The organism is Ruegeria sp. CE12, assembly GCF_056537525.1.
Map to the genome: position 1 here is coordinate 479640 of NZ_JBQFRS010000001.1, position 22839 is coordinate 502478.

Here is a 22839-nt window from a genome sequence, read left to right on the forward strand (position 1 = left end):
AATGCCGCACCCAAATCGCTCTGGTTGCAGCCACCGGACGAAGCTCATAACGTCGCGCCAGACATGAACCGATGCGAGGCCCCCGATGCGCGACGCCGCCCCCACCACGATCTATCTGAAAGATTACACGCCGTTCGGTTATTTGGTGGACAGCGTGCATCTGACATTCAACCTTGCTCAGCACGCAACCCGTGTCACCTCCCGCATCGCTTTCCGTCCCAATCCGGACGCAACCGATCGGACGTTTTTTCTGCATGGAGAAGAGCTGACGTTGATCCGGGCAGCCATCGACGGCGAGGTTATCTCTCCTGACATTTCCGACAAGGGCCTGACCGCTCAGGTTCCTGACGCTCCCTTTATCTGGGAGGCCGAAGTCGAAATCGATCCCGGCAACAACACAGCGCTCGAGGGGCTTTATATGTCCAACGGCATGTACTGCACCCAATGTGAAGCCGAGGGCTTTCGCAAGATCACATACTATCCGGATCGCCCCGATGTGATGTCCACCTTCACAGTCCGCATAAATGGCGATCTTCCGGTTCTGCTGTCCAACGGCAATCCAACCGGCAGCGGCGAAGGCTGGGCCGAGTGGACAGATCCCTGGCCCAAACCTGCATACCTGTTCGCCCTGGTTGCAGGGGAACTGGTTGCACATCCCGATCAATTCACAACGCGTTCCGGGCGCGACGTCGAACTGAACCTGTGGGTCCGCCCCGGTGATGAAGGCAAATGCGCCTTTGGAATGGAAGCGCTGAAACAGTCGATGAAGTGGGATGAGGATGTTTACGGTCGCGAATACGATCTGGACGTGTTCAACATCGTGGCAGTCGACGATTTCAACATGGGAGCGATGGAGAACAAAGGGTTGAATATCTTCAACTCTTCCGCCGTTCTGGCTAGCCCCGAGACCTCGACAGATACCAATTTCGAACGCATCGAAGCCATCATCGCGCATGAATACTTCCACAACTGGACTGGTAACCGCATCACCTGCAGGGACTGGTTCCAGCTTTGCCTGAAAGAGGGTCTGACCGTCTTTCGCGACGCCCAGTTTACGTCAGACATGCGCTCTGAGCCGGTCAAACGCATTCATGACGTGATCGACCTGCGTGCCCGTCAGTTCCCCGAGGATAGCGGCCCGCTGTCGCATCCCGTTCGCCCAGAGAGTTTTCAGGAAATCAATAACTTCTATACTTCGACGGTCTACGAAAAGGGTGCTGAGGTTATTGGCATGCTCAAGCGGCTGGTAGGTGATGACGCCTATGCCAAAGCGCTTGATCTGTATTTCGAACGCCATGACGGTCAGGCCTGCACCATCGAAGACTGGCTGCAGGTGTTCGAGGATACGACTGGTCGCGATCTGAGCCAGTTCAAACGCTGGTACAGCCAATCGGGCACCCCACGCGTGAAAGTGGCCGAAGATTGGGCCGATGGAACCTACACCCTGACACTCAGCCAATCGACGAACCCGACGCCCGGACAATCGGAGAAGCTGCCGCAGGTAATCCCGGTCGCTGTCGGCCTGCTTGGATCCAATGGTGACGAAGTCAGAGGTACCGAGTTTTTGGAACTGACGGAAGCAGAGCAGAGCTATAGTTTCACAGGCTTGGCTTCAAAACCCGTGGCTTCGATCCTGCGCGGCTTTTCAGCTCCAGTGATCCTGGAACATGACCACGGCAACGCCGAACGCGCGTTTCTGCTGGCGCATGACACGGATCCATTCAACAGGTGGGAAGCCGGGCGTTCACTTGCGCAGGATACGCTGCTGCGGATGATCACGGAAGATGCCGCGCCAAATGCCGATTATCTAGATGGGCTGTTAGCCGTTCTGCGCGACGGTGACCTCGACCCTGCCTATCGGGCGCTCATGTTGGGCTTGCCAACACAATCCGAACTGGCTGCAGCACTGCATGAGAGTGGCACTACACCAGACCCGATGGCGATCTGGGCAGCCGTAGAAACGCTGCGCCAGGCGACGGCGCAACATGTGCAAGACCTACTGCCTCGTCTGCATAGCGAGGCAGTTATCGACGCCCCTTATGACCCCGGCGTAGCACAATCCGGCAAACGCGCGTTGGGCGGTGCAGCTCTGGCGCTGACTTCACGATTGGATGGCGGAGCAAAAGCGGCCGAGGAATATGCCAAGGCCGATAACATGACGCTGCAGCTGACTGCGCTCTCTTGCCTGCTGCGCGCCCGTAAAGGTGAGGCTGAATTGGCAGCATTCTACGATCAGTGGCGACATGACCGTTTGGTCATGGACAAATGGTTTGCGCTACAGGTTTCAATGGCAGCGCCAGAAGCAACACCCAAAACTGCCCAATCGCTGACAGAACATGCCGATTTCAATTGGAAGAACCCAAACCGCTTCCGCGCACTGATGGGATCACTGGCCATGAACCACGCCGGCTTCCATCAGGCCGATGGGGCTGCCTATCAATTGCTTGCAGATTGGTTGATCCGGCTGGATCCGGTGAACCCGCAAACAACTGCGCGCATGTGCTCGGCTTTCCAGACATGGAAACGCTACGACGCCGACCGTCAGGATCTGATGCGCCACCAACTGACCCGCATCTCGGAAACACCCAACCTGTCGCGGGATACGACAGAAATGGTCACACGGATATTGGGGGCGTAAGCCCCCGTTCTCGGCGCAACTCAAGAAATGACTCCGTTTACCTTCACTCGCCAGAACCGCTCACCCAGAACCGTGGTGATCCTGATCTGCGTCTACGCGGCGCTCATCGGATTGGTGATCTTTTTCAATGCAGCACTTTGGCTGGTCGGATTGCTGGCGCTTGGCACGCTTCCAGCGGTCTGGGATCTCGTCCAAGACAGCAGCGCGGGCCTGAACCTGGATCAGCATAAGCTGAGTTGGCATTCAGGGCGAAGACAGGGCGATATCAGCTTGGATGAAATCGATTTTTTCCGCTTCGATACCCGCTGGGACTTTTCTGTGCGGGTATCCATGGTGCTGAAAACAGGTAAACGCCTGCGCCTGCCGGATGAAGCCTTGCCCCCTCATCGGGACTTCGAACAGATACTTCAGCAAGCTGGTTTCAAAGTTGAGCGGCATCATTTCACTGTATTTTGAAACGATCAGCCGCGAATCCCCAAGATTAACTCCAAACACGCAGATTTCCCCCCTAATGCCTTGAATTGGGCGCAAATTGCGGCCAGACTTCGAAGTCAGTTTACGAGTTTGTACAGTTTCGAGTTTCACCATGTTCTGGTCGTTCAGGGCAGCCACTGCCCGTATATCAGGTTCCCGAAAGCAGATTGCGCCGGAAAGACGCGCGCAAAATGCCGTTGCCGCAGCAACCCTTGCGGATACGGGGCAGCTCAATATTCCTGTGGCACAATTAGGTCCAAGTGACCTTATCGGTCGTGATGTAATAGAGCGCGGGCGCTATCTGGCCCGTCAGGATCTGTGGACACAATTGTCCGCCGAGATGCACGCAGCCGATGCTGCAAGAGAGGCAGCCCCCGGCGGCCTTCCGATTGCTGATCTGCTGGCCTTTGGCGCACGCTCTGATGTTGTACTTGCCGCCGAACACGCTCTGACAGATGGCAAAGCGATTTCAGACTATGATTTGCTGGGCGGCATCGCGGAACTTGAGAACGAACTGCGCGAGCATCCTGACGACCCGATGATTGGACTTGTGGTTGCTCTGGCTCACGTCGATTTGGCCTGGGCATGGCGGGGAACTGCATGGGAGACTACGCTGCCTCCGCTGCACAGGTCACGCTGCGCGGCGCATTTTGACCGGGCTGCCGCCATTTTGCCGAATTGCCGTCGTGCCGCGCCTAACAGCCCGGCAGTTGCAGCCGCCGATTGCGCCCTTCTTGCAGGTCAACGCAAAACTCAGGCGCGTGTTGCTGATCAATACGAGAAACTGATCGCGCTCGACCCACGCAATCATCGCCACATGCGGGCGATGGGCAGTCATTTGCTGCCGCGCTGGTTTGGCAGCTATCAGGAGCTGGAGCTGCAGGCCCTGCGTAACGCGGCGCAAACGCAGGATATCTGGGGCGCTGGCGGATACGCTTGGGTGCAATTCGATGCCATCGCTCTGGACGAAGAGGCCTGCGCGCGGGTGGATGTCGAATACTTCATTGAAGGCCTGCGCGACATCGTTCAACGGCAATCCGATCAGCAAACGATCAACCTTCTGGCCGCCTATTGCGCAATCACGTTGCAAAACGGGCTTGGACTGGATGAACGGGCAGATCTGGCCCGAACTCAGATCGGTGAGGCTGCCGACTGGCTGATCCGTGATCATCTGACTGAGTTGCACCCGCTCATCTGGGCCCACGCTGCGGACGGGTTCAACAACAGCGTCCGCATCAATTCGCCCGAGCGTTTTGCAGCACGCGGACAGCGCGATGCCCTGCGCGCCATCAGCAACCTGCTGCGTGATGAGTTGGGTAGCGGCAAGAGCGTGACGTTCACGCCAAACGGGTTGCAGTTCACGCACCAATAATTGGTGCGAGGGCCTTTCTGAAATCATCGTAACGCGGCGTCCAACCAAGATCTTTTAACCGGCGCCCCGAAACCCGTTGGCTGAGCATCGGCCCCTCTGAGGAGCCGTATTTCGCAAGCGCTTCCGACCGTGGAACAACATGCGTCCGGTATGGAACCTCACGCCGGCTCGACAAGGCCTGCACGATGTCTTTCACCGCAACCCCTACCTCGGTCACTGCATTGAAATGTCCCGACAGATCGCTGTTTTCGCAAAGCAAAACATAGGCCACCGCCAAATCCTCGACATGAACAAGTGGCCATAGCGTTTCAGCGCTCCCCCAGATTTCAATCGGTTGCCTGTGCTGAATTTGCGCGTCGAAACGATGGAACATTCCTTGGGCGTTGCTGTCATAAACCAGACCCGGATGCAAAACCGCCAAGTCCACCCAATCATCAGCTGCGAGCACATTTGCTGTTTCCAGCATCCACGAAAACTCGGGAACTGGTGAAAAGGGGCTGGTTTCATCGACAACGTCACCGCCCGTATCCCCATAAAGCCAGACACCGCCGGTATAGATGCAACGCGTAGCTTGACCCCGCCGCTTTGCCGCCCGTCGCAACGCCTGCATTGCCAGAAAATCAACCTGTGCCATTTCTTCATCGAACGTGGCTGCAATCTGCAAAACAACATCCGATGCGACCGCCCTATCAACCCAGCCCTCTGGTTGCCGCAGATCTCCACGACTAACCTGTGCTCCCACTTGCTGCAATTTTGCACAAGATGCAGAGGACCGGCACAAACCGGTCACGCTGTGCCCGCGTGCCAGAAGTTGCGCGGTGACCTGCGAACCAATCAATCCGGTTGCACCCAATACAAATATGTTCATCTGGTTCTCCGAGGGTTTGAATGACTGTGGCCTTCGGTTCTGGCGCCTCAAGTATGGTTGAGATCAAGCACAAAGATTCATTCCCCCTTGCCCCCTAGCGCGCACGGGCATAATACGCAGGCCTAGACTTCTGCGGATAAGAGGCGCGCCATGCTCGACCTGACCTATGAAATGCCCAAACCCAAGACCATTGCCGGTGCCAAGCACGACTGGGAGCTGGTGATCGGGATGGAGGTGCATGCGCAGGTCTCATCCAATGCCAAGCTGTTCTCGGGCGCATCGACCCAATTCGGGGCCGAGCCGAACTCGAACGTGGCCTTCGTGGACGCCGCGATGCCGGGGATGCTGCCGGTGATCAACGAATACTGCGTTGAGCAGGCGGTACGAACCGGTCTGGGCCTGAAGGCGGATATCAATCTGAAATCGGCCTTTGACCGTAAGAACTATTTCTACCCCGACCTGCCGCAGGGATATCAGATTTCCCAGCTTTATCATCCGATTGTGGGTGAAGGCGAAGTGCTGGTCGAGATGGGTGACGGCACCGCACGTATGGTGCGCATCGAACGCATCCACATGGAGCAGGACGCCGGTAAATCGATCCACGACATGGATCCGCATATGTCCTTCGTCGATCTTAACCGAACCGGTGTTTGCCTGATGGAGATCGTGTCGCGCCCCGATATCCGTGGCCCGGAAGAGGCAGCGGCCTACATCGCCAAGTTGCGTCAGATCATGCGTTATCTGGGCACCTGCGACGGCAACATGCAGAACGGCAACCTGCGGGCGGACGTGAACGTCTCGATCTGCTTGCCGGGCGCGTACGAGAAGTATCAGGAAACACAGGACTTTTCGCATCTGGGTACCCGCTGCGAAATCAAGAACATGAACTCGATGCGCTTTATCCAACAGGCGATCGAAGTCGAAGCGCGCCGCCAGATCGCCATTGTCGAAGCTGGTGGAAAAGTCGATCAGGAAACTCGCCTGTACGATCCGGACAAAGGTGAAACCCGTTCGATGCGGTCCAAGGAAGAGGCGCATGACTATCGCTACTTCCCCGATCCCGACCTGCTGCCGCTGGAGATCGAACAGGCATGGGTAGATGACATCGCCGCCAAGCTACCCGAACTGCCCGACGATAAAAAAGCACGCTTTATCAGTGAGTTCAGCCTGACAGACTATGACGCGTCGGTACTAACCGCCGAGGTAGAGTCAGCTGCTTACTTTGAAGAAGTCGCCAAGGGTCGTAACGGTAAACTGGCTGCGAACTGGGTGATCAACGAGCTGTTTGGCCGGTTGAAGAAAGAAGATCACGACATCACCGAGTCGCCGGTCTCGCCCGCCCAATTGGCCGGGATCATTGATCTGATTTCATCGGATGCGATCTCGGGCAAAATCGCCAAGGACCTGTTCGAGATCGTCTACACCGAAGGTGGTGACCCGGCACAGATCGTCGAAGAGCGCGGTATGAAACAGGTGACCGATACCGGTGCCATCGAAGCCGCTCTGGACGAGATCATTGCCGCCAACCCCGCACAGGTTGAGAAGGCCAAAGTGAACCCCAAACTGGCAGGCTGGTTCGTGGGTCAGGTCATGAAGGCGACCGGCGGCAAGGCGAACCCGAAGGCCGTTAACCAATTGGTCAGCGCCAAGCTGGGTCAGTAAATCTTGTATTTTGTACAAACCGGGCGACAGGGTTTGTTCGGTTTGTACAATTCTGATTTCCCATTTCTTAACGTTTCAAGGGGCTTGCCATGTGCTTGACTCCCCTTTGAATTGCGCTCTTTCTTCCGGATCAGAGAGGTAAGGTTTCATGCAGAAAAGATTTGATCAGGAACTCGAAGATCGCTTGGTTCGCTACGCGTCCATCGACAGCCAGAGCGATGAGAATTCGCCAACTACACCCAGTACGGAAATTCAGCTCAACATGCTGAACCTGCTCAAGCAGGAACTGACCGAAATCGGAGCGCAGGATGTTGAACTGACCGGAGACAGCGTCGTTGTGGCCACCATTCCCGGCACAGTTCCGGGACCAACCGTGGGATTTCTTGCCCATGTCGATACTGCACCGCAGTTCAATGCGACCGGCGTCAAACCGCGGGTGATCAAAGGCTACAATGGTGGAGACATCAGCTTTCCCGATGATCCGGAATTGGTTCTGTCGCCAGAAGAGCATCCCTATCTGGCCGAGAAAATCGGACATGACCTGATCACCGCCTCGGGTACCACACTGCTGGGTGCCGATGACAAAGCGGGTGTTTCAATCCTGATGACGCTGACCCGGCATCTGCTTGAGAACAAGGACATCCCGCATGGGCCGATCCGCATTGCCTTTACCCCGGATGAAGAGATCGGGCGCGGTGTTACCGAACAATTGCCCAAGGATCTGGGTGCTGATTTCGCATACACTCTGGACGGTCAGGAAGTCGGCGAAATCGAATATGAGAGCTTTTCTGCCGACCGTGCCGTGATCCGGATCGAGGGCGTCTCGATCCATCCCGGGCTGGCGAAGGGCAAAATGGTCAACGCAGCCCATCTGGCGGCCAAGATCGTGCAAACCCTTCCGCAGGCCACCATGACCCCCGAGGTCACTGACGGGCGCGAGGGGTTCATCCATATCACAGACATGAATGGCGGTTCCTCTGAGATGGAAATCAAGCTGATCCTGCGCGATTTCGAAATGGAAGCGCTGGAGGCGCAGGGCGATCTGGTCCGGCAGGTCTGTGCCACCGTTCAGGCCACAGAACCGCGTGCGGTGATCACCTGTGAGATTTACCATCAGTACCGAAACATGCGCTATTGGCTGGAAAAAGACATGACACCGGTCGATCTGGCGCGCGATGCTTGCCGTGAACTGAGGATCGAGCCGCTTTCCGTACCGATCCGTGGTGGTACCGATGGATCCCGATTGACCGAATTCGGCACACCCTGCCCTAACCTGTTCACCGGCATGCAGTGCATTCACGGGCCTCTGGAATGGGTATCGGTACAGGACATGGCCCTGGCCACCGAGCTGTGCCTGTCCGTCGTGCAAAAGGCGGCGGGGACTGACGGCAACAGTGCAGGCTGAATTCTGCTGTCCGGCCATGCTCTCTTTTACCCTGCGGCCAACGTGATAAGTTGGCCGCGACAGGCATTTTAGGAACTATTGATGCAGCGCTACGAATACAAAGTTGTCCCCGCCCCGCAGAAAGGCACCAAAGCCAAGGGCGTGAAGACACCCGAAGGACGATTTGCCAATTCGATCGAACAATTGCTGAATCAGATGGGCAAGGACGGCTGGGAATATCAACGCGCCGAATTGCTGCCGAGCGAAGAGCGGACGGGTCTGACCGGGTCGGCAACGAACTGGCGCAATGTTCTGGTGTTCCGCCGGGCTGTTGAGACCGACATCGATGCCGCATCAGTGGCGACCCCCGCTGCAGAGGATGAGGCGCCATTGGCGCAGCCGATTCCCGGGCCGGAAGAGGTCAAGGCACCCGCCCCGATTGCCGAAGAGGCAAAAGATCCGCCTTTGTCACTGAAAGGTGCCGAAGAAGAGACCGATCAGGCCGAGAAAAGCAAAGAGTGAAGATAGCCGGAACGAGTGTTCGGTTCCGACCCCGCGGCAGCTAAACGCCCTTGAGCGCTTTCAGTCAGGCTGTAACTGTCTGCTTAACCTGAATTATCCTCTGACAATACCACTATTTTGAAGCGCCAGATTGTCAACTCTATCCAATCTTTTTTATGGTGGTCAGATACCAGAAGGAGCCAGTCGCTGTTGATTCCCAAAGAGAGGACACCAATTACCTCGTCTTCGGGAAGCCCTGCGGGCAGATCGAAACCAGCAGGTTTTCCGCGGCTATACCATTTTTGAATATCAGGTATACCCGCGATTTGCGCACGGTACCACATCCTTGCAGGGGTATACTGTTCAAATGGATCGTTGAGAGCGAATTTAGTTGGCGTCATAACGGCAAATCCAAGATCACCTGACAGAGTTAGATACCCTGACCGAACCAGAAAATGCCTGCGGAAAACACATCCCTCAACTTCAAGTAAAGCCGATAGATTAGCATCTTCAGCATTGCGATCCTTTGCCATTTTGGTGGAGAGGAGGTGCTCAGAGCTCCTGGTCTTGGTCGAAAGAGTTCCATGTTCCCGAAGGTTGATTTCTTCTAAAATTCGTACGGGTCTGAACCGCTCTGGGCAGGGCTTGCTGCCAATTTCCAGCTGCATCGGTTGCAAATGCGCGAAGACCAGTTGTTCTTGCTCAAATTGCATCTCCCAAGCGCGTGCGGAGACACTGTTGCTGGATATAAAGACGAACATGCCAGACACCAATAAAACACAGAACAGATGCCAGAAAGCGCGAAGTAGCATTATGGAGTTGCCCCGATTATTGGAAATGTAATGTCGCTGGATAGTTTCAAATCAGCCAAGACTACACCTTTGCCCTGCTTCAATTCAAATGGCAGATCTTTGAGGCGCAAAGTCAAATCCAACACTCCGACAGCCTCAGAAGCCCCCTCATCAATATCTGTTTGGCTTGGTCGATACTCGTTCGAGTTATAGCTCAACGACAGAGCCTGATTGACGCCCGGACCCAACACATCTTTGTAACGAATGACTAAGTTTCCGATTTCACCTTCAAGCTTGTAAGTAAGCCCTACGAATTCGGGGTAGCCATTGTAGTCGCAAAAGAAAATTGTGGTCAAAATTTCGACACTGGACGTCGTCACTAGCTGATCAATAGAGTAGTTTCTCGCAACGAACCGCGCACCTGTTTCTTCGCCTTTGTCACCTTGTCCGATCTGACCACCACGTCGCACAGTAACCCGCTTTGTGGCCCTTTCCGCCTGAAAGAGCTTTGTCAACCCGGATCGGGTCGGATGCAATCGATGGCGCATCTCGACTTTGACGGGCTGTTCCGGCTGCTCGCAGGTATACGCCTCACCCGGGTCGACCGGTTTCATTTGTGAAGAAACAGACCCTGTCCGGACCCATATCTGGGGATTTGCAGAATCGGCGAGAAGCGTCGAACAACATGTACAAGCCGCAAATAGGCCGCCTAACACACGTTTCATTGAATGAGCGTTCATATTCCTAATGAGATAAAAGCTATTGCATTCAAAACAATAGCTTCGCTGTTGAAGTTTGTCGATCTGCCACCGTGCGCCCCTGACCTTCAACCGAGTGGAGCTGTTTTCTTGGCGCAGGCGATTTTCGCTGAGTGAAATCGGTCCAGGCAGATACGCTAAACTCCGATATCCAGCGCCAATGCGTGGATGCGCGGGACGATATCGCCCAGCGCTTTGTGCACTGCGCGGTGGCGGGCAACGCGGGATTGGCCTTCGAAGGCAGAGGCGCGGATGCGGACGTTGAAGTGGCTCTCACCCCCGTCCTGATATCCGGCATGGCCCCGGTGGCTCTCGCTGTCGTCGACCACTTCCAGCTCGCGTGGATCAAAGGCTGCCTGCAGGCGGTCGCGGATTTCGTCAGTCACGCTCATTTTTACGCTCAACGGCAAAATAAATGCCGCTCCCCTCTTCTACTTTCGGCTGCTTAGATTAAACTGCTGCCTCCGAGTCGAAAAGATGCGTTCGTGAGGATGAGCACATGGTGAAGTCAGACCCCTTCGGATTCGATATGTCCGTTTCCAGCGCTAAGAAAAAGAACCCGCGCGGGCGCCGGGGCATGTCGGGTGCGTCGGAAACTTCGGTCCGAATCTGTGATCATGAAGGTTGCAATGAACCGGGCAAGTTCCGCGCGCCCAAAGCGCCGGATGTTCTGGATGATTTCTACTGGTTCTGTCAGCAGCACGTGCGCGAATATAACCAGAAGTGGAATTTCTTCGACGGCACCACCGAGGCCGAACTGAACGCGCAGCGGTCCAAGGACAAGGTATGGGAGCGGGAGACCAAACCCATGGGTGATCCCGAGGCCCGCGCATGGGCCAGACTGGGCATCGAGGATCCGCATCAGGTGCTTGGCGCAAACAGCACCCAGAACAAGGGTCGCACCTCTGGCGGCGGTGGTCGTCGCCTGCCTCCCACCGAGCGTCGTGCTATCGAGATTCTGGAAGCCAACGACAGCTGGACCAAGGCCGAGGTGCGCAAGGCCTACAAGAAGCTGATCAAGGTGTTGCACCCGGATATGAACGGCGGCGACCGCTCGCAGGAAGAGCAGTTGCAAGAGGTTGTCTGGGCCTGGGACCAGATCAAGGACAGCCGGAACTTTAAATAAGTCAGCATGGCCCCTTCCCGCATTAAGATGTGGTTGGGGCCTGCGTTTCTTTGTTTGAGTGCCTCAGTTCGCCCAGTGCCTGCCGGATAACCGTGTCTGCACCTTGCAGGGCAAGCAGAGCCATAACACCCGCAACTAAGATATCAGGCCAGCCCGTGCCTGTGCCAAACACGCCCAGAGCTGCAGCGAGGACAGCGCAATTGGCGACCACGTCATTACGTGAGCAGATCCAGACCGAGCGCATGTTGGAATCGCCGTCGCGCCACGCAAAAAGCAGCGCCAGACAGACGGCGTTTGCGATCAGGGCTACCATTCCGACAAGGCTCATTGTGCCCCATGAAGGCACGGTTCCGTTCAGGGTATGCCAGATGACGGTGCCAATGACCCACAATCCGAACAGACCCATTGAAGCTCCCTTGATCAGCGCCGCGCTGGCGCGCCAACGCAGGGACATACCCAGAACGAACAGGCTGATGCCGTAGTTGGCAGCATCAGCAAAGAAATCCAACGCATCCGCCTGCAAAGCGGCCGAACCGGCGGCGAGGCCGGCAATGATTTCAACCAGAAACATGGTCGCGTTGATCACCAACACGATCCAGAGAACGGTGCGGTACTTACCCGCAGCCACCGCGCCCGAGGCGCAGGTATCATGTGAACAGCAAGGCAAATTGAGGTCCTTTAATCAGGGTTCACATGAGGTATAGTGTCTATAGCAACTATAGGGTCAAGCAATGAAAACCGAGGCCTTCAGAATTGGTGATCTGGCCCGTGACACGGGCACCAAGGTCGTCACCATCCGTTACTATGAGAAGATCGGCTTGCTGCAGAACTCTGGCCGCAGCGAAGGGAACTACCGGATTTATGGTGCCGCAGAACTGAACCGCTTACGCTTTATCCGGCGTTGCCGGGCGCTGGGGTTCTCGCTGGATCAGATCCGGGAATTGGCCGATCTGGCCGAGGATACTGAACGCTCGTGCGCTGAAGTCGATGCGTTGACAGAAAGGCATCTGCGGGACATTCAGACCAAGATCGCGGATCTGCAGGCACTGGAAGAAGAACTACAGAGCATTTCCAGCCAATGTCAGGGAAGCGGCACGATTTCCAGTTGTCGTATCGTTGAGGCGATCAGTCCGGCGGCGTGACTGATGCGCTATACTTCAAAAGGATTAGCGCCTAGAGAGACGCAATCCCTGTCAGTCACTTGTTGCGAGTTCCAGAATACTAAGCAGGTTATTGGCGCCTTCAACCAAAGTCAGTCCCGCATCTGCCTTTTCCATCGCGGTCAGGCTTGACCACGTACGACCGGTGTATTCACCTTTGAGCAGCACGGCATCCGCTTCTCCCGTCTCGACATCCATTGTCATGCTGAGATCTTCGGTTTCCATTTGAAGTGCGGCAGAGCCGTGCGTCAGCTGTTTGAGCGCTTGGGTTCTTTCTCGTTGAAGCTCGGCTATACGTTGTTGCCTTTCGACTTCGTTCAGCTCACGTGCATCGTTCATTTCGTTGCGCCATGCCCGCATCGCTGCAAGTACTGCGCCGCCTGCGGTGAGCGGCAACAGAGGTGGGCACAGAACCCCGACGATTACCCCCAAACCAACGCCAGCGCCTACACCATGCTCCAGAGCGCGACCACTCGCCTTCAATCGCATCGAAATCGGCTTTGAGATGTTGTCGGACAGGGTTCCGGACAGTGATTTCTGAAAATTTATGGCCAGTTTAGGGACAGAGGCCGCGCGCGACACGGTGTCGGACACCCCCTCTTGCAAATTCCCGACAATACCGGGAACGGCGGTCGCCCCTGACTTGGCACCGTCCCAAACGCTCTCTGAAACCGAAGCAATACTGTCGAAGGCACGCGTGAATCTCGAAGCCTTCTGAAAGGGTTTCGCAGGTTGTGGCGCATATTCAGCCAACACCTCGATTTCGACTTTGGCATCCGTCAGATTTGCCTGCTCGATACGCTGCCGAGCGTCCTTGGCCAGCGAAGCCGCGCGATTTACCGAAGCCAGAACCTGATGCACTTCATCTTCGGTGACCGACGACATCTGATCAATCTCGTCAAGCATCGACATGACCGCGATGAAGCTTGGCACATGAATAAGGTGGAACGCCCGGTTCATGCGCCACGATTCGGGATCATTACGCAACGCAATGGCGACGAAATCCAGATCTTCCGACAATGTGCCCACGGCCCTTTTGAAGTCACGGCTGGATGAAACACGTGCCGTGACAAGCCCGATCAGCGTGTCCAGATTCTCCAGTCTTTCTGGATTGGTAACAGTCTTATTCAATTGCGTTTGGTCCTTGAAAACACTTCGAACAAACAAGTCATATCGGCTGATATCGTGATATTCGAGCGGATAATCTATACCCGACGATTCCGGCGCATGTGAGAGCAACGTCACCTCATGGTCGGACCGACGCCAGAGTGCCTCAACTTGTTAAAAAGCCTTGTTACCGCCTGTCACATGGGTCGCAGACAGGGCCCATATCTGAACTGTACTGGATTGGCCCAAATGGAACGCGATATGGAGCATCTGATTTCGCCGATACATACGACTGCTCTTTTGGTCGTCCTAACCTCGGTTCATTTCTGCTGAGCTATTAAGGAAATCGGATCTCAAACACAGTGTTCTGCCGCTGAAGTTACTGAGACCAACACTCTGGCCTCATACGATCTGAGCGCCCGGCGCGCGAGAGACGGGAAACCCTGCTGCAGTCTGTCCAGCTTTGATCCGAATATCTCACCCAGTTCCTGCAGGCCCTCGGAGCTCATGGCAACAAGCGCCTCATCACCAAGATACAGGCTTTCAGACAGTGCGCCCTCGGCGAACAGTATTTCATGATCATCCAGCAAAACATGAACATATGTCACGCCGTCTTGCGGCTTAATCATGCGTATCCCAGGCAGCCCAACCAGATGACAAGCTGCGACCAGCGTTTCCGTTTCCCCGAACAACAGTTCGACAAGGGGACCATTCACCAGCATGCGATGCTGTGGTGATACGCGCAGGGTTCGGGAGGGTAAATTTGGACCCAAAGCTCCTTTCGCGATCTCAACCGGGCACAATTTCGGGTTCTCTGCCAAACGCTCCGGGCCGAGATGGGCGGATTCCACCCATCGGATCGGTTGCGCCCCTCGATCCATCGTCAGCACGAGGTCGTCCGGTTCGAGCCGCTCGACAGGTACAGGACCTATTGGTGTATCGATCAACGTTCCAGATGCGAAACACACAACCTCGATCTGAATCGTGATTGTTTGAAATGCTTCGCCTCCAATAAGATTGCCGCCTGGATTGAGCGCAACCCCTACGCCCCGAACAACAAAGGTATCGGTTACGATATCTCCGGGATCGAGACTATCGTAGTAGGCAGGATCAACCTCATAGGTCCATTCGCCTGTGAAGGGGTTAATCGAAGCTGTACCAAAATCCGGAGGATCCGATATTTCCCAGAATGTTCCGATTGGCGTCCAGTTTTGATTTGGAACACCGATAGTGCCATCGAGATCTCCGGTCGCAGGCAGCGGGGGGTCGCCGGTTACCGTCCCCGTTGTATCACCTGATATCGTGAGGATCACCGCGTCAAACGGATCAATAGGCGTCGAAACCATGACCAATACCCAACATTACCAGCACCAAATTTGGGTCGCCGGAAACAACAGCGTCAGGTCGAAGGCATATGTGCCACCGCCACAAAACCCAAAAGATTAATCTATTTGAATTTATGATATAGAATTTTGGGCTAATTGACAAATTTGCGCGCATTGTCCGGCGCATACCCGACCGGCTTCAGGTCGTCGCCGTGGTCGTCCTCAACTTGTTACAAAGCCTTGTTACGGCCTGTCACATGGGTCGCAGACAAGGCCCATATCCGAACTATACGTGACTGGTCCAAATGGAACGCGATATGGAACATCTGATTTCTCCGGTACATACGACTGCTCTTTTGGTTGCCCTTTGCTCGGCCGTTTTGCTGAGCGGATATCTTGCCCTCAATCTGCGTCTGCCTCGCCTTGGGCTTTGGCCCAGCGCCAGCGGATGGCGGCACCATACCGCCTTTGGTCTTTTCCGGCTGTTTTGCGGTGCAACCGTTGTGTTCGCGCTAAGCGAGGTCTGGATGAACGGCTGGGGTCATTGGATACGCTATGTGATCGGAGTTCCGATCATGGTGCTGTCCTTTGGGATCACCCTGTGGGGCTATCGATTTCTGGGGCTCGACAACACCTATTGCGAAAGCGAAGGGCTGGTGACCGGCGGTATGTATGCCTATTCGCGCAATCCCCAATACGTAACCTCGGTCTTGGCCACAGTTGGTTTAGGGATTGCCAGCGGGTCGTGGGTTACCCTGGCGTTGGCGCTGATCCTTTTTGTGATCTATTTCCTGTTCGTGCTGAACGAAGAGCGTTGGTTGCTGCAGGGCTATGGCCGCGCGTTTCAGGATTATATGCGGTCGACCCCACGATTTGTTGATGAGCGCAGTCTGGTTCGGGTGCGCGAAGCCATTCTTGAATGACCAATATCGCATGACGATAAGGCCAGTTTGAAAGAAACACCCTGCTAGGCCAATGCCTGCGCCGCTTTCCCTTGCCCTTGTCCGCAATATGTTGCACCACACACGGGTTCATACCCGGTGAACGGGCCAAAGGATAAGGACAAGGCATATGGCTGACGGATCGATCGATATCAACGCAAAACCCACCGAAGAAATCTCGGTCCGTGAAGTGTTCGGTATTGATACCGACATGGCAATCAAAGGCTTTGCCGAGCGCAGCGACCGCGTGCCTGCAATTGACCCGACCTACAAGTTCGACCCTGAAACCACACTGGCGATTCTGGCGGGCTTTTCGCACAATCGCCGCGTGATGATTCAGGGTTATCACGGCACAGGTAAATCGACCCATATCGAGCAGGTCGCTGCCCGCCTGAACTGGCCCGCCGTACGCGTGAACCTCGATAGCCACATCAGCCGGATCGACTTGATCGGTAAAGATGCGATCAAGCTGCGCGACGGCAAGCAAGTCACCGAATTCCACGAAGGCATCCTGCCCTGGGCGCTGCGCAACCCCGTTGCCATCGTGTTCGACGAATACGACGCGGGCCGTGCGGACGTGATGTTCGTTATCCAGCGCGTGTTGGAGCATGACGGCAAGCTAACCCTTCTGGACCAGAACGAAATCATCACGCCGAACCCCAACTTCCGCTTGTTCGCCACCGCGAACACCGTGGGTCTGGGTGACACAACCGGCCTGTATCACGGTACGCAGCAGATCAACCAGGCACAGATGGACCGCTGGTCGCTGGTTTCGACCCTGAACTACCTGAGCCATGATGCGGAAACGATGATCGTTCTGTCGAAGGCGCCGCTGTACAACACCGCCGAGGGCCGCAAGACCGTCAGCCAGATGGTTACCGTTGCCGACCTGACCCGGACCGCCTTCATGAACGGTGACCTGAGCACCGTTATGAGCCCGCGGACCGTGATCAACTGGGCCCAGAACGCCGAGATTTTCCGCGATGTAGGCTATGCCTTCCGCCTGTCCTTCCTGAACAAGTGTGATGAGCTGGAGCGTCAGACCGTTGCCGAGTTCTATCAGCGCTGCTTTGACGAAGAACTGCCGGAAAGCGCGGCGAGCGTGAGCTTGGGGTGATGGCAAAAAGAGCGATTAGTTCTGTATTCGCTCTTTTTTGTTGGTCGGCAACGGCTGTATCGGCCCAATTCCTTTTGCCTTGCGGCACCGAACGCGTAGAGTATTGGCGTGCGGAAAAACTCTGGGCCGAAGATCAGAGCATTTTTGCAATCTGCACCACACCACCAGGGCTTTCTGTAGAGTATCAAACCGCTGAAAACGAAATCGGTGAATTCATATCGGAAAGCTCTGAAGTCTATTTTGCCGACAGGATTGTACTCCAAGATGGTCAGCCATGGTTAAATCTAAAGATTCCCTCAGGAGCTAATTGCAATAAAACGCTCCTAGAAGGGCGTATCAAACTAGCTCAAATGAGCTGTATGTTCAGACATCAGGACGCCAAATGAGCAAACCAAACGACAACCCCGCCGATCCGTTCAAAAAAGCGCTGGCCGAAGCCACCAAGGTGATGGCTGACGATCCTGAGCTGTCGGTAAGCTATACGGTCGACCCGTCGGGCCTGTCGGGTGAATCGATGCGTCTGCCTCAGGTCAGCCGCCGGATGACCCGTGAAGAGGTATTGCTGGCGCGCGGTACGGCGGATGCTCTGGCGTTGCAGCGCAGATACCATGATGACGCGACCCATAACCGCTATGCGCCTCCGGGTGATATGGCGCGGGATCTCTATGAGGCGATGGAGACCGCCCGGTGCGAGGCGATGGGCGCCCGGGACATGCCCGGCACCGCGTCCAACATTGACGTCAAGATCGGGCATGAAGCGCTGCGGCGCGGGTATGACCAGTGCAAACAGCCTGCCGAGGCGCCTTTGTCCGTTGCTGCGGGCTATCTGATCCGTCATCTGGCGACTGGGCGCGACCTGCCCCCTGCGGCTGAGAATGTCATGAACCTGTGGCGTGGTTTCATCGAGGAACAGGCCGGTGGCGTGCTGGAGAACCTTGACGAGGTGCTCTCGGATCAGGCCGAATTCGCCAAATTCGCCCGCCAGATGATCAAGGATCTGGGATACGGCGATCAGCTGGGCGACGACCCGGATGAGCTGGATGAGGATCAGGAGGATCAGGCCGAGGACGACGCCGAAGAACAACCCGATCCAGACAGCACCGGTCAGGACGATCAGGACGAACAGGAAGCCGACGCCTCTCCTGAGCAGACTCAGGAAGAGCAGCAGGATCAATCTCAGGCACAGGTCTCGATGGACGAGATGGCCGAGGATGAGATGGGCGAAGAGGCTGAGATGCCCGAGGGTGAGGCCCCGCTGGAGCCACCTGCCCCGCCGCCAGCATCCGAGGCTGATCCGGACTACAAAGTCTATCTGAGCACCTACGATGAGGAAATTGCCGCTGAAGATCTGGCCGAACCGGCAGAGTTGGAGCGGTTGCGGGCCTATCTGGACCAGCAGCTTGAGCCGCTAAAGGGTGCGGTAAGCCGTTTGGCCAACAAACTGCAGCGCCGGTTGCAGGCGCAACAGAACCGCAGCTGGGAGTTCGACCGCGAGGAAGGCATTCTGGACGCAGGCCGTCTGGCACGTGTCGTGGCGAACCCGACCACGCCGCTAAGCTTCAAGGTCGAAAAAGACACCGAGTTCCGCGATACCGTGGTGACGCTTCTGCTGGATAACTCGGGCTCGATGCGAGGTCGTCCGATCTCAATCGCCGCCATCTGTGCCGATGTTCTGGCCCGGACGCTGGAGCGGTGCAATGTGAAGGTCGAGATTCTGGGCTTTACCACGCGGGCGTGGAAAGGCGGTCAGGCGCGTGAGGCCTGGCTGAACGATGGACGCCCACAGCAGCCCGGTCGTCTGAATGACCTGCGCCACATCATCTACAAAGGTGCGGACGCCCCTTGGCGTCGTGCGCGACCCAATCTGGGTCTGATGATGAAAGAAGGCCTGCTGAAGGAAAACATCGACGGCGAAGCCCTGGAATGGGCCCATCGCCGGATGCTGGCGCGGCGCGAGCAGCGCAAGATTCTGATGGTGATCTCAGACGGTGCGCCGGTCGATGATTCAACTCTGAGCGTTAACCCTGCGAATTATCTGGAAAAACACCTGCGTGACGTGATTGCGATGGTGGAAAAACGCAAGATGGTCGAACTGCTGGCGATTGGTATCGGTCACGACGTGACCCGCTATTACGACCGTGCGGTCACGATCACCGATGTCGAGCAACTGGCGGGTGCGATGACCGAGCAGCTGGCGGCTCTGTTCGACAGCGACCCGCGGGCGCGGGCTCGGGTCATGGGAATGAAGCGGGCCAGCTAGATCCGTTGACGTCGCCCTGCCGGGCGGGATAGCATCCCAAGTAACCAGCCCCAGATTGGCGATCCGGTTGTCGGAGCGTTTCGGGGCTGGGTATTATTGTGCCTGTGGCGAACGGCCTTGTGGTGCAATAACGCGATATCGAAGGGTGGCATCATCTGAAGCTCCTGTTTGTTGCCTCTAATTTGGCAACGGCGCTGCCCTCTCGCTTGAAGACAATCCTGAGAAACCCCCGAGAAACCTTTGGGAATGCCATTGAACCTTGTGGCCCCAATCGAAACGGAGTGTATTCAGCCCATGCGCTATGAGTTTGCAGATTGTGTTCTGGACGTTGACCGCCACGTGCTGTTGCGCGGGGGCGAAGCGGTTCCGGTTGAACCTCAGGTCTTTGATCTGTTGGAGTTGCTGGTTGAAAGCCCAGGCAAGCTGGTTGCACGCGAAGAGATCATCGAGCGGGTCTGGCATGGTCGCTTTGTCTCAGAATCAACCATAAGCGCCCGCATCGCTGCAGCACGCAAAGCGGTGGGTGATGATGGCAAGACGCAGCGGATCATCCGGACGATCGTGCGTCGTGGCCTGCAGATGGCGGCTGAAGTCAGCCGTGATTCAGAACCTGCACAACACAGCGAACATAAGACCCAGCAGCTGAAATACGCCCGGGGTCACGATGGTCAGGCAATTGCCTTTGCCGTTTCGGGAGAGGGCCCTCCGGTTCTGAGGGTTGGATCTATCGTCTATGATCTTGAGGCAGAATGGCGACTGGCTTCCGAGCGCACCTACATTAGTGCGATGGACGCAAAGTTCACGATATTGCGTTACAACAAAAGCCACCAATCTCATTGGGGCGACCCCTGCCGGGCCAATTACGAGGGGGTGGCAGAGGATATACTGGCCGTGACCCAGGCCGCAGGCTTTGATCGCTTTGCCATTGTTTCCGAGTTCGGCGGCATCTTCTCTGCTCTGCAGTTCGCCACGAAGTATCCCGAACATGTCAGCAGGCTGGCAATAGTTGGTGGCTGGGCCGAGGGGCGTGATCACCGCGAAGGCGTCGCTGGGCCAGATTCGATCCGCAATCTGATCATCGAGGGCTGGAAAAACCCCGGCAGCGGATATGCCGTGGGATCACTGCTGAGCTATTTCCCAGAAGGGCCTTTGGAGACCGTTCGCGAAATTGTGGGCGAAATGCAGGCGCTCTATTCTGTCGAGCAGAAACTATATCAGCGCGACAGCGGCAATACGGCCTCGGTTCTGCATCTGTTACCTCAGGTGCAATGCCCTACCCTGGTCCTGCATGGGCGCAACAGTGCGGTACATCCCCTGTCCGAGGCGCGAAAGCTGGCGGCAGGCATTCCCGATGCATCCTTGGTCATTCTGGAAACCGCAAATCACATCCCCCTGCCCGGCAATGACGTCTACGACACCTATATCGAGACGCTGCAAGGCTTCCTGAGCGCCGCAAATGAGTGATGGGCCGAGGTGCTGGACATTTGCCGTCGCAGGCCTCAGGTTCGCCGCATCAAGACAAGAATGAGGCCAGCATGTTCCAGTCCTTCGAAGTTACCGCACGCCCGGAACAGGGGCCGCCGCGTCTGGCTGCCCTGCGCGAAGAACTGGCGCGTGAGGGTCTGGACGGGTTCCTGATTCCCCGTGCGGATGCGCATCAGGGGGAATATGTGGCCCCCCGGGATGAACGGCTGGCCTGGCTGACTGGCTTTACAGGTTCTGCCGGGTTTTGTGCAGCGCTTACACATATCGCCGGGGTTTTCATCGACGGGCGCTATCGCACTCAAGTCAAGGCGCAGGTAGCCAGTGACTATACGCCCGTGCCATGGCCTGATGTCAGTCTGAGCGCATGGCTGAAAGAACAATTGCCGCAAGGTGGCAAGGTTGGATTTGATCCGTGGTTGCATTCTGCCGGGCAGATTTCCGGCGCGCAGAAAGAGCTGAATGGCACCGGCATCGAACTGGTCCGCTGTGACAATCTGGTGGACCGGGTGTGGGAGGATCAGCCTGCCCCGCCGATGAATCCGGTCAAGGCGCACCCAATCGAATTCGCCGGAGAAAGCGCTGACAGCAAGATCAGCAGACTGGCCACAGCCTTGAAAGAGGACGAGCATTCCGCAGCGGTCATTACGCTGCCTGATTCAATCATGTGGCTGCTGAACATCCGGGGCTCGGATATCCCGCGCAACCCGGTGGCACATGGGTTTGCGATCCTGCATGAGAATGGCCAGGTTGATCTATTCATGGCCGCGCAGAAACTGGCTGAGCTGGGGGATCATTTCGGCCCCGAAGTGAAGCAACACGAGCCGTGCGAGTTTCTGGATGCCGTCGACAATCTGGCAGGCAAGGTTCAGGTAGACCTCGGCACCGTACCTCAGATCGTTGCGGACGCACTGGGTGAGCGGATGGTCGATGGTGGCGATCCCTGCGCCCTGCCCAAGGCCTGCAAGAACAAGGCCGAAATTGCCGGCAGTGCCGAAGCGCATCTGCGGGATGCCGCTGCCGTGATCGAACTGCTGTGCTGGTTGGACAAGCAAGCGCCCGAAACCCTGACCGAGACACAGGTTGTCACGCGGCTGGAAGAAAGCCGCCGCAGAGACAATGCGCTTCAGGACATCTCATTCGAAACGATCGCTGGCACAGGGCCAAACGGGGCGATCATGCATTACCGTGTGACCGAAGAGACCGACTGCCGGCTGGAGAGCGGACATCTACTGGTGCTGGACAGCGGCGGTCAGTATCTGGACGGCACCACCGACATCACCCGGACCATCGCGATCGGTGATGTAGGAGTTGAGGAAAAGACCTGCTTCACACGCGTCCTCAAAGGCATGATCGCAATGTCCATGCTGCGCTGGCCTGTTGGTCTGGCGGGCCGGGATATCGAATGTGTCGCGCGACTGCCGCTGTGGCTGGCTGGACAGGATTTCAACCACGGTGTTGGCCACGGTGTCGGAGCCTATCTGAGCGTACATGAAGGACCACAGCGCCTGTCCAGGGTCAGTCACGTTCCGCTGGAACCCGGCATGATCCTGTCAAATGAACCCGGATATTATCGAGAAGGTGCGTTTGGCATCCGCATCGAAAACCTTGTGGTGGTCGAAGAGGCGCCGGCTCTGCCAGGCGGCGATGATGAGCGTGCGATGCTGAACTGGCGCACATTGACCTATGTGCCGATAGACCGGCGACTGATCGTGGTGGACATGCTGACACGTGAAGAACGGTCTTGGCTGAACGCCTACCATCAGGACGTTGCAGAAAAAATCAGGCCAAGGCTGGGCGATGACGCGCAACTGTGGTTGGATGCCGCAACCGCGCCGGTCTGACACCGGGCTGTTACATAGAAAGGGCAAAG

At 56.5% G+C, this 22839-nt stretch carries 21 protein-coding genes; 14 read left to right on the forward strand and 7 right to left on the reverse strand.

Features of this window, described 5'->3' with window-relative positions; translation table 11 throughout:
- The first annotated feature begins 85 nt into the window (after window positions 1-85).
- The 3 genes from pepN to ACR0IO_RS02385 all read left to right on the forward strand — a co-directional run bounded on the left by pepN (window position 86) and on the right by ACR0IO_RS02385 (window position 4484).
- Window positions 86-2638, forward strand: coding sequence for an aminopeptidase N (gene pepN, locus ACR0IO_RS02375; RefSeq protein ID WP_480739206.1), 2553 nt, complete (start codon window positions 86-88; stop codon window positions 2636-2638).
- Between the two features lie 72 nt (window positions 2639-2710).
- Window positions 2711-3094 (forward strand): hypothetical protein, encoded by a 384-nt coding sequence (locus ACR0IO_RS02380; RefSeq protein ID WP_480739208.1) that lies wholly within the window; start codon window positions 2711-2713, stop codon window positions 3092-3094.
- A 130-nt stretch (window positions 3095-3224) separates the two neighbouring features.
- A complete protein-coding gene (locus tag ACR0IO_RS02385; RefSeq protein ID WP_480739210.1) occupies window positions 3225-4484 on the forward strand; it encodes a hypothetical protein in 1260 nt (419 codons plus the stop codon).
- Here ACR0IO_RS02385 and ACR0IO_RS02390 read toward each other — a convergent pair.
- A complete protein-coding gene (locus tag ACR0IO_RS02390) occupies window positions 4471-5352 on the reverse strand; it encodes an NAD-dependent epimerase/dehydratase family protein (protein WP_480739213.1) in 882 nt (293 codons plus the stop codon). The genes ACR0IO_RS02385 and ACR0IO_RS02390 overlap by 14 nt on opposite strands.
- 150 nt (window positions 5353-5502) lie before the next feature.
- Between ACR0IO_RS02390 and gatB the strand changes: the two genes are divergently transcribed.
- The 3 genes from gatB to ACR0IO_RS02405 all read left to right on the forward strand — a co-directional run bounded on the left by gatB (window position 5503) and on the right by ACR0IO_RS02405 (window position 8920).
- Window positions 5503-7014 carry an Asp-tRNA(Asn)/Glu-tRNA(Gln) amidotransferase subunit GatB gene (gene gatB / locus ACR0IO_RS02395; protein WP_480739217.1) on the forward strand — a complete coding sequence of 504 codons (1512 nt, stop codon included), beginning with the start codon at window positions 5503-5505 and terminating at the stop codon, window positions 7012-7014.
- A gap of 148 nt (window positions 7015-7162) precedes the next feature.
- A complete protein-coding gene (gene pepT, locus ACR0IO_RS02400; RefSeq protein ID WP_480739221.1) occupies window positions 7163-8419 on the forward strand; it encodes a peptidase T in 1257 nt (418 codons plus the stop codon).
- Window positions 8420-8500: 81 nt separating this feature from the next.
- Window positions 8501-8920: a DUF4177 domain-containing protein gene (locus ACR0IO_RS02405; RefSeq protein WP_155147412.1), complete on the forward strand. Its 420-nt coding sequence runs from the start codon at window positions 8501-8503 to the stop codon at window positions 8918-8920.
- Window positions 8921-9003: 83 nt separating this feature from the next.
- On the opposite strand, the gene ACR0IO_RS02410 is transcribed toward ACR0IO_RS02405, so the two are convergent.
- The 3 genes from ACR0IO_RS02410 to ACR0IO_RS02420 all read right to left on the reverse strand — a co-directional run bounded on the left by ACR0IO_RS02410 (window position 9004) and on the right by ACR0IO_RS02420 (window position 10840).
- Window positions 9004-9660: a hypothetical protein gene (locus tag ACR0IO_RS02410; protein WP_480739224.1), complete on the reverse strand. Its 657-nt coding sequence runs from the start codon at window positions 9658-9660 to the stop codon at window positions 9004-9006.
- Window positions 9661-9710: 50 nt separating this feature from the next.
- A complete protein-coding gene (locus tag ACR0IO_RS02415; protein WP_480739226.1) occupies window positions 9711-10304 on the reverse strand; it encodes a hypothetical protein in 594 nt (197 codons plus the stop codon).
- 281 nt (window positions 10305-10585) lie between these two features.
- A complete protein-coding gene (locus ACR0IO_RS02420; RefSeq protein ID WP_480739230.1) occupies window positions 10586-10840 on the reverse strand; it encodes a BolA family protein in 255 nt (84 codons plus the stop codon).
- 107 nt (window positions 10841-10947) lie between these two features.
- Between ACR0IO_RS02420 and ACR0IO_RS02425 the strand changes: the two genes are divergently transcribed.
- The gene (locus tag ACR0IO_RS02425) at window positions 10948-11574 is read left to right on the forward strand and encodes a J domain-containing protein (RefSeq protein WP_155147403.1); all 627 of its coding nucleotides are present in this window, start codon (window positions 10948-10950) and stop codon (window positions 11572-11574) included.
- Between the two features lie 22 nt (window positions 11575-11596).
- Here the strand turns inward: ACR0IO_RS02425 and ACR0IO_RS02430 are convergent, their stop codons facing one another.
- Window positions 11597-12241, reverse strand: a complete 645-nt coding sequence (locus tag ACR0IO_RS02430; RefSeq protein ID WP_480739234.1) for a cation efflux transmembrane domain-containing protein — start codon at window positions 12239-12241, stop codon at window positions 11597-11599.
- 64 nt (window positions 12242-12305) lie between these two features.
- Here ACR0IO_RS02430 and ACR0IO_RS02435 point away from each other — a divergent pair, with 64 nt between their 5' ends.
- The gene (locus tag ACR0IO_RS02435) at window positions 12306-12716 is read left to right on the forward strand and encodes a MerR family transcriptional regulator (RefSeq protein WP_155147399.1); all 411 of its coding nucleotides are present in this window, start codon (window positions 12306-12308) and stop codon (window positions 12714-12716) included.
- Between the two features lie 51 nt (window positions 12717-12767).
- Here ACR0IO_RS02435 and ACR0IO_RS02440 read toward each other — a convergent pair whose 3' ends face one another.
- Both ACR0IO_RS02440 and ACR0IO_RS02445 read right to left on the reverse strand, forming a co-directional pair.
- Window positions 12768-13865 (reverse strand): hypothetical protein, encoded by a 1098-nt coding sequence (locus tag ACR0IO_RS02440; protein ID WP_480739239.1) that lies wholly within the window; start codon window positions 13863-13865, stop codon window positions 12768-12770.
- A gap of 329 nt (window positions 13866-14194) precedes the next feature.
- The gene (locus ACR0IO_RS02445; RefSeq protein ID WP_480739241.1) at window positions 14195-15187 is read right to left on the reverse strand and encodes a Hint domain-containing protein; all 993 of its coding nucleotides are present in this window, start codon (window positions 15185-15187) and stop codon (window positions 14195-14197) included.
- Window positions 15188-15483: 296 nt separating this feature from the next.
- Here ACR0IO_RS02445 and ACR0IO_RS02450 point away from each other — a divergent pair, with 296 nt between their 5' ends.
- The 6 genes from ACR0IO_RS02450 to ACR0IO_RS02475 all read left to right on the forward strand — a co-directional run bounded on the left by ACR0IO_RS02450 (window position 15484) and on the right by ACR0IO_RS02475 (window position 22810).
- Window positions 15484-16089 (forward strand): methyltransferase family protein, encoded by a 606-nt coding sequence (locus tag ACR0IO_RS02450; RefSeq protein ID WP_170331771.1) that lies wholly within the window; start codon window positions 15484-15486, stop codon window positions 16087-16089.
- A gap of 148 nt (window positions 16090-16237) precedes the next feature.
- Window positions 16238-17224: a cobaltochelatase subunit CobS gene (cobS, locus tag ACR0IO_RS02455; RefSeq protein ID WP_155147392.1), complete on the forward strand. Its 987-nt coding sequence runs from the start codon at window positions 16238-16240 to the stop codon at window positions 17222-17224.
- A complete protein-coding gene (locus ACR0IO_RS02460; protein ID WP_480739246.1) occupies window positions 17224-17610 on the forward strand; it encodes a hypothetical protein in 387 nt (128 codons plus the stop codon). The genes cobS and ACR0IO_RS02460 overlap by 1 nt, the downstream gene beginning before the upstream one ends.
- Window positions 17607-19484 carry a cobaltochelatase subunit CobT gene (gene cobT, locus ACR0IO_RS02465; RefSeq protein ID WP_155147388.1) on the forward strand — a complete coding sequence of 626 codons (1878 nt, stop codon included), beginning with the start codon at window positions 17607-17609 and terminating at the stop codon, window positions 19482-19484. The genes ACR0IO_RS02460 and cobT overlap by 4 nt, the downstream gene beginning before the upstream one ends.
- A 246-nt stretch (window positions 19485-19730) precedes the next feature.
- Entirely contained in the window at window positions 19731-20948 is a 1218-nt protein-coding gene (locus ACR0IO_RS02470) for an alpha/beta hydrolase (RefSeq protein WP_480739249.1), read from the forward strand.
- A gap of 71 nt (window positions 20949-21019) precedes the next feature.
- Window positions 21020-22810: an aminopeptidase P family protein gene (locus ACR0IO_RS02475; protein WP_480739253.1), complete on the forward strand. Its 1791-nt coding sequence runs from the start codon at window positions 21020-21022 to the stop codon at window positions 22808-22810.
- Window positions 22811-22839 lie beyond the last annotated feature (29 nt).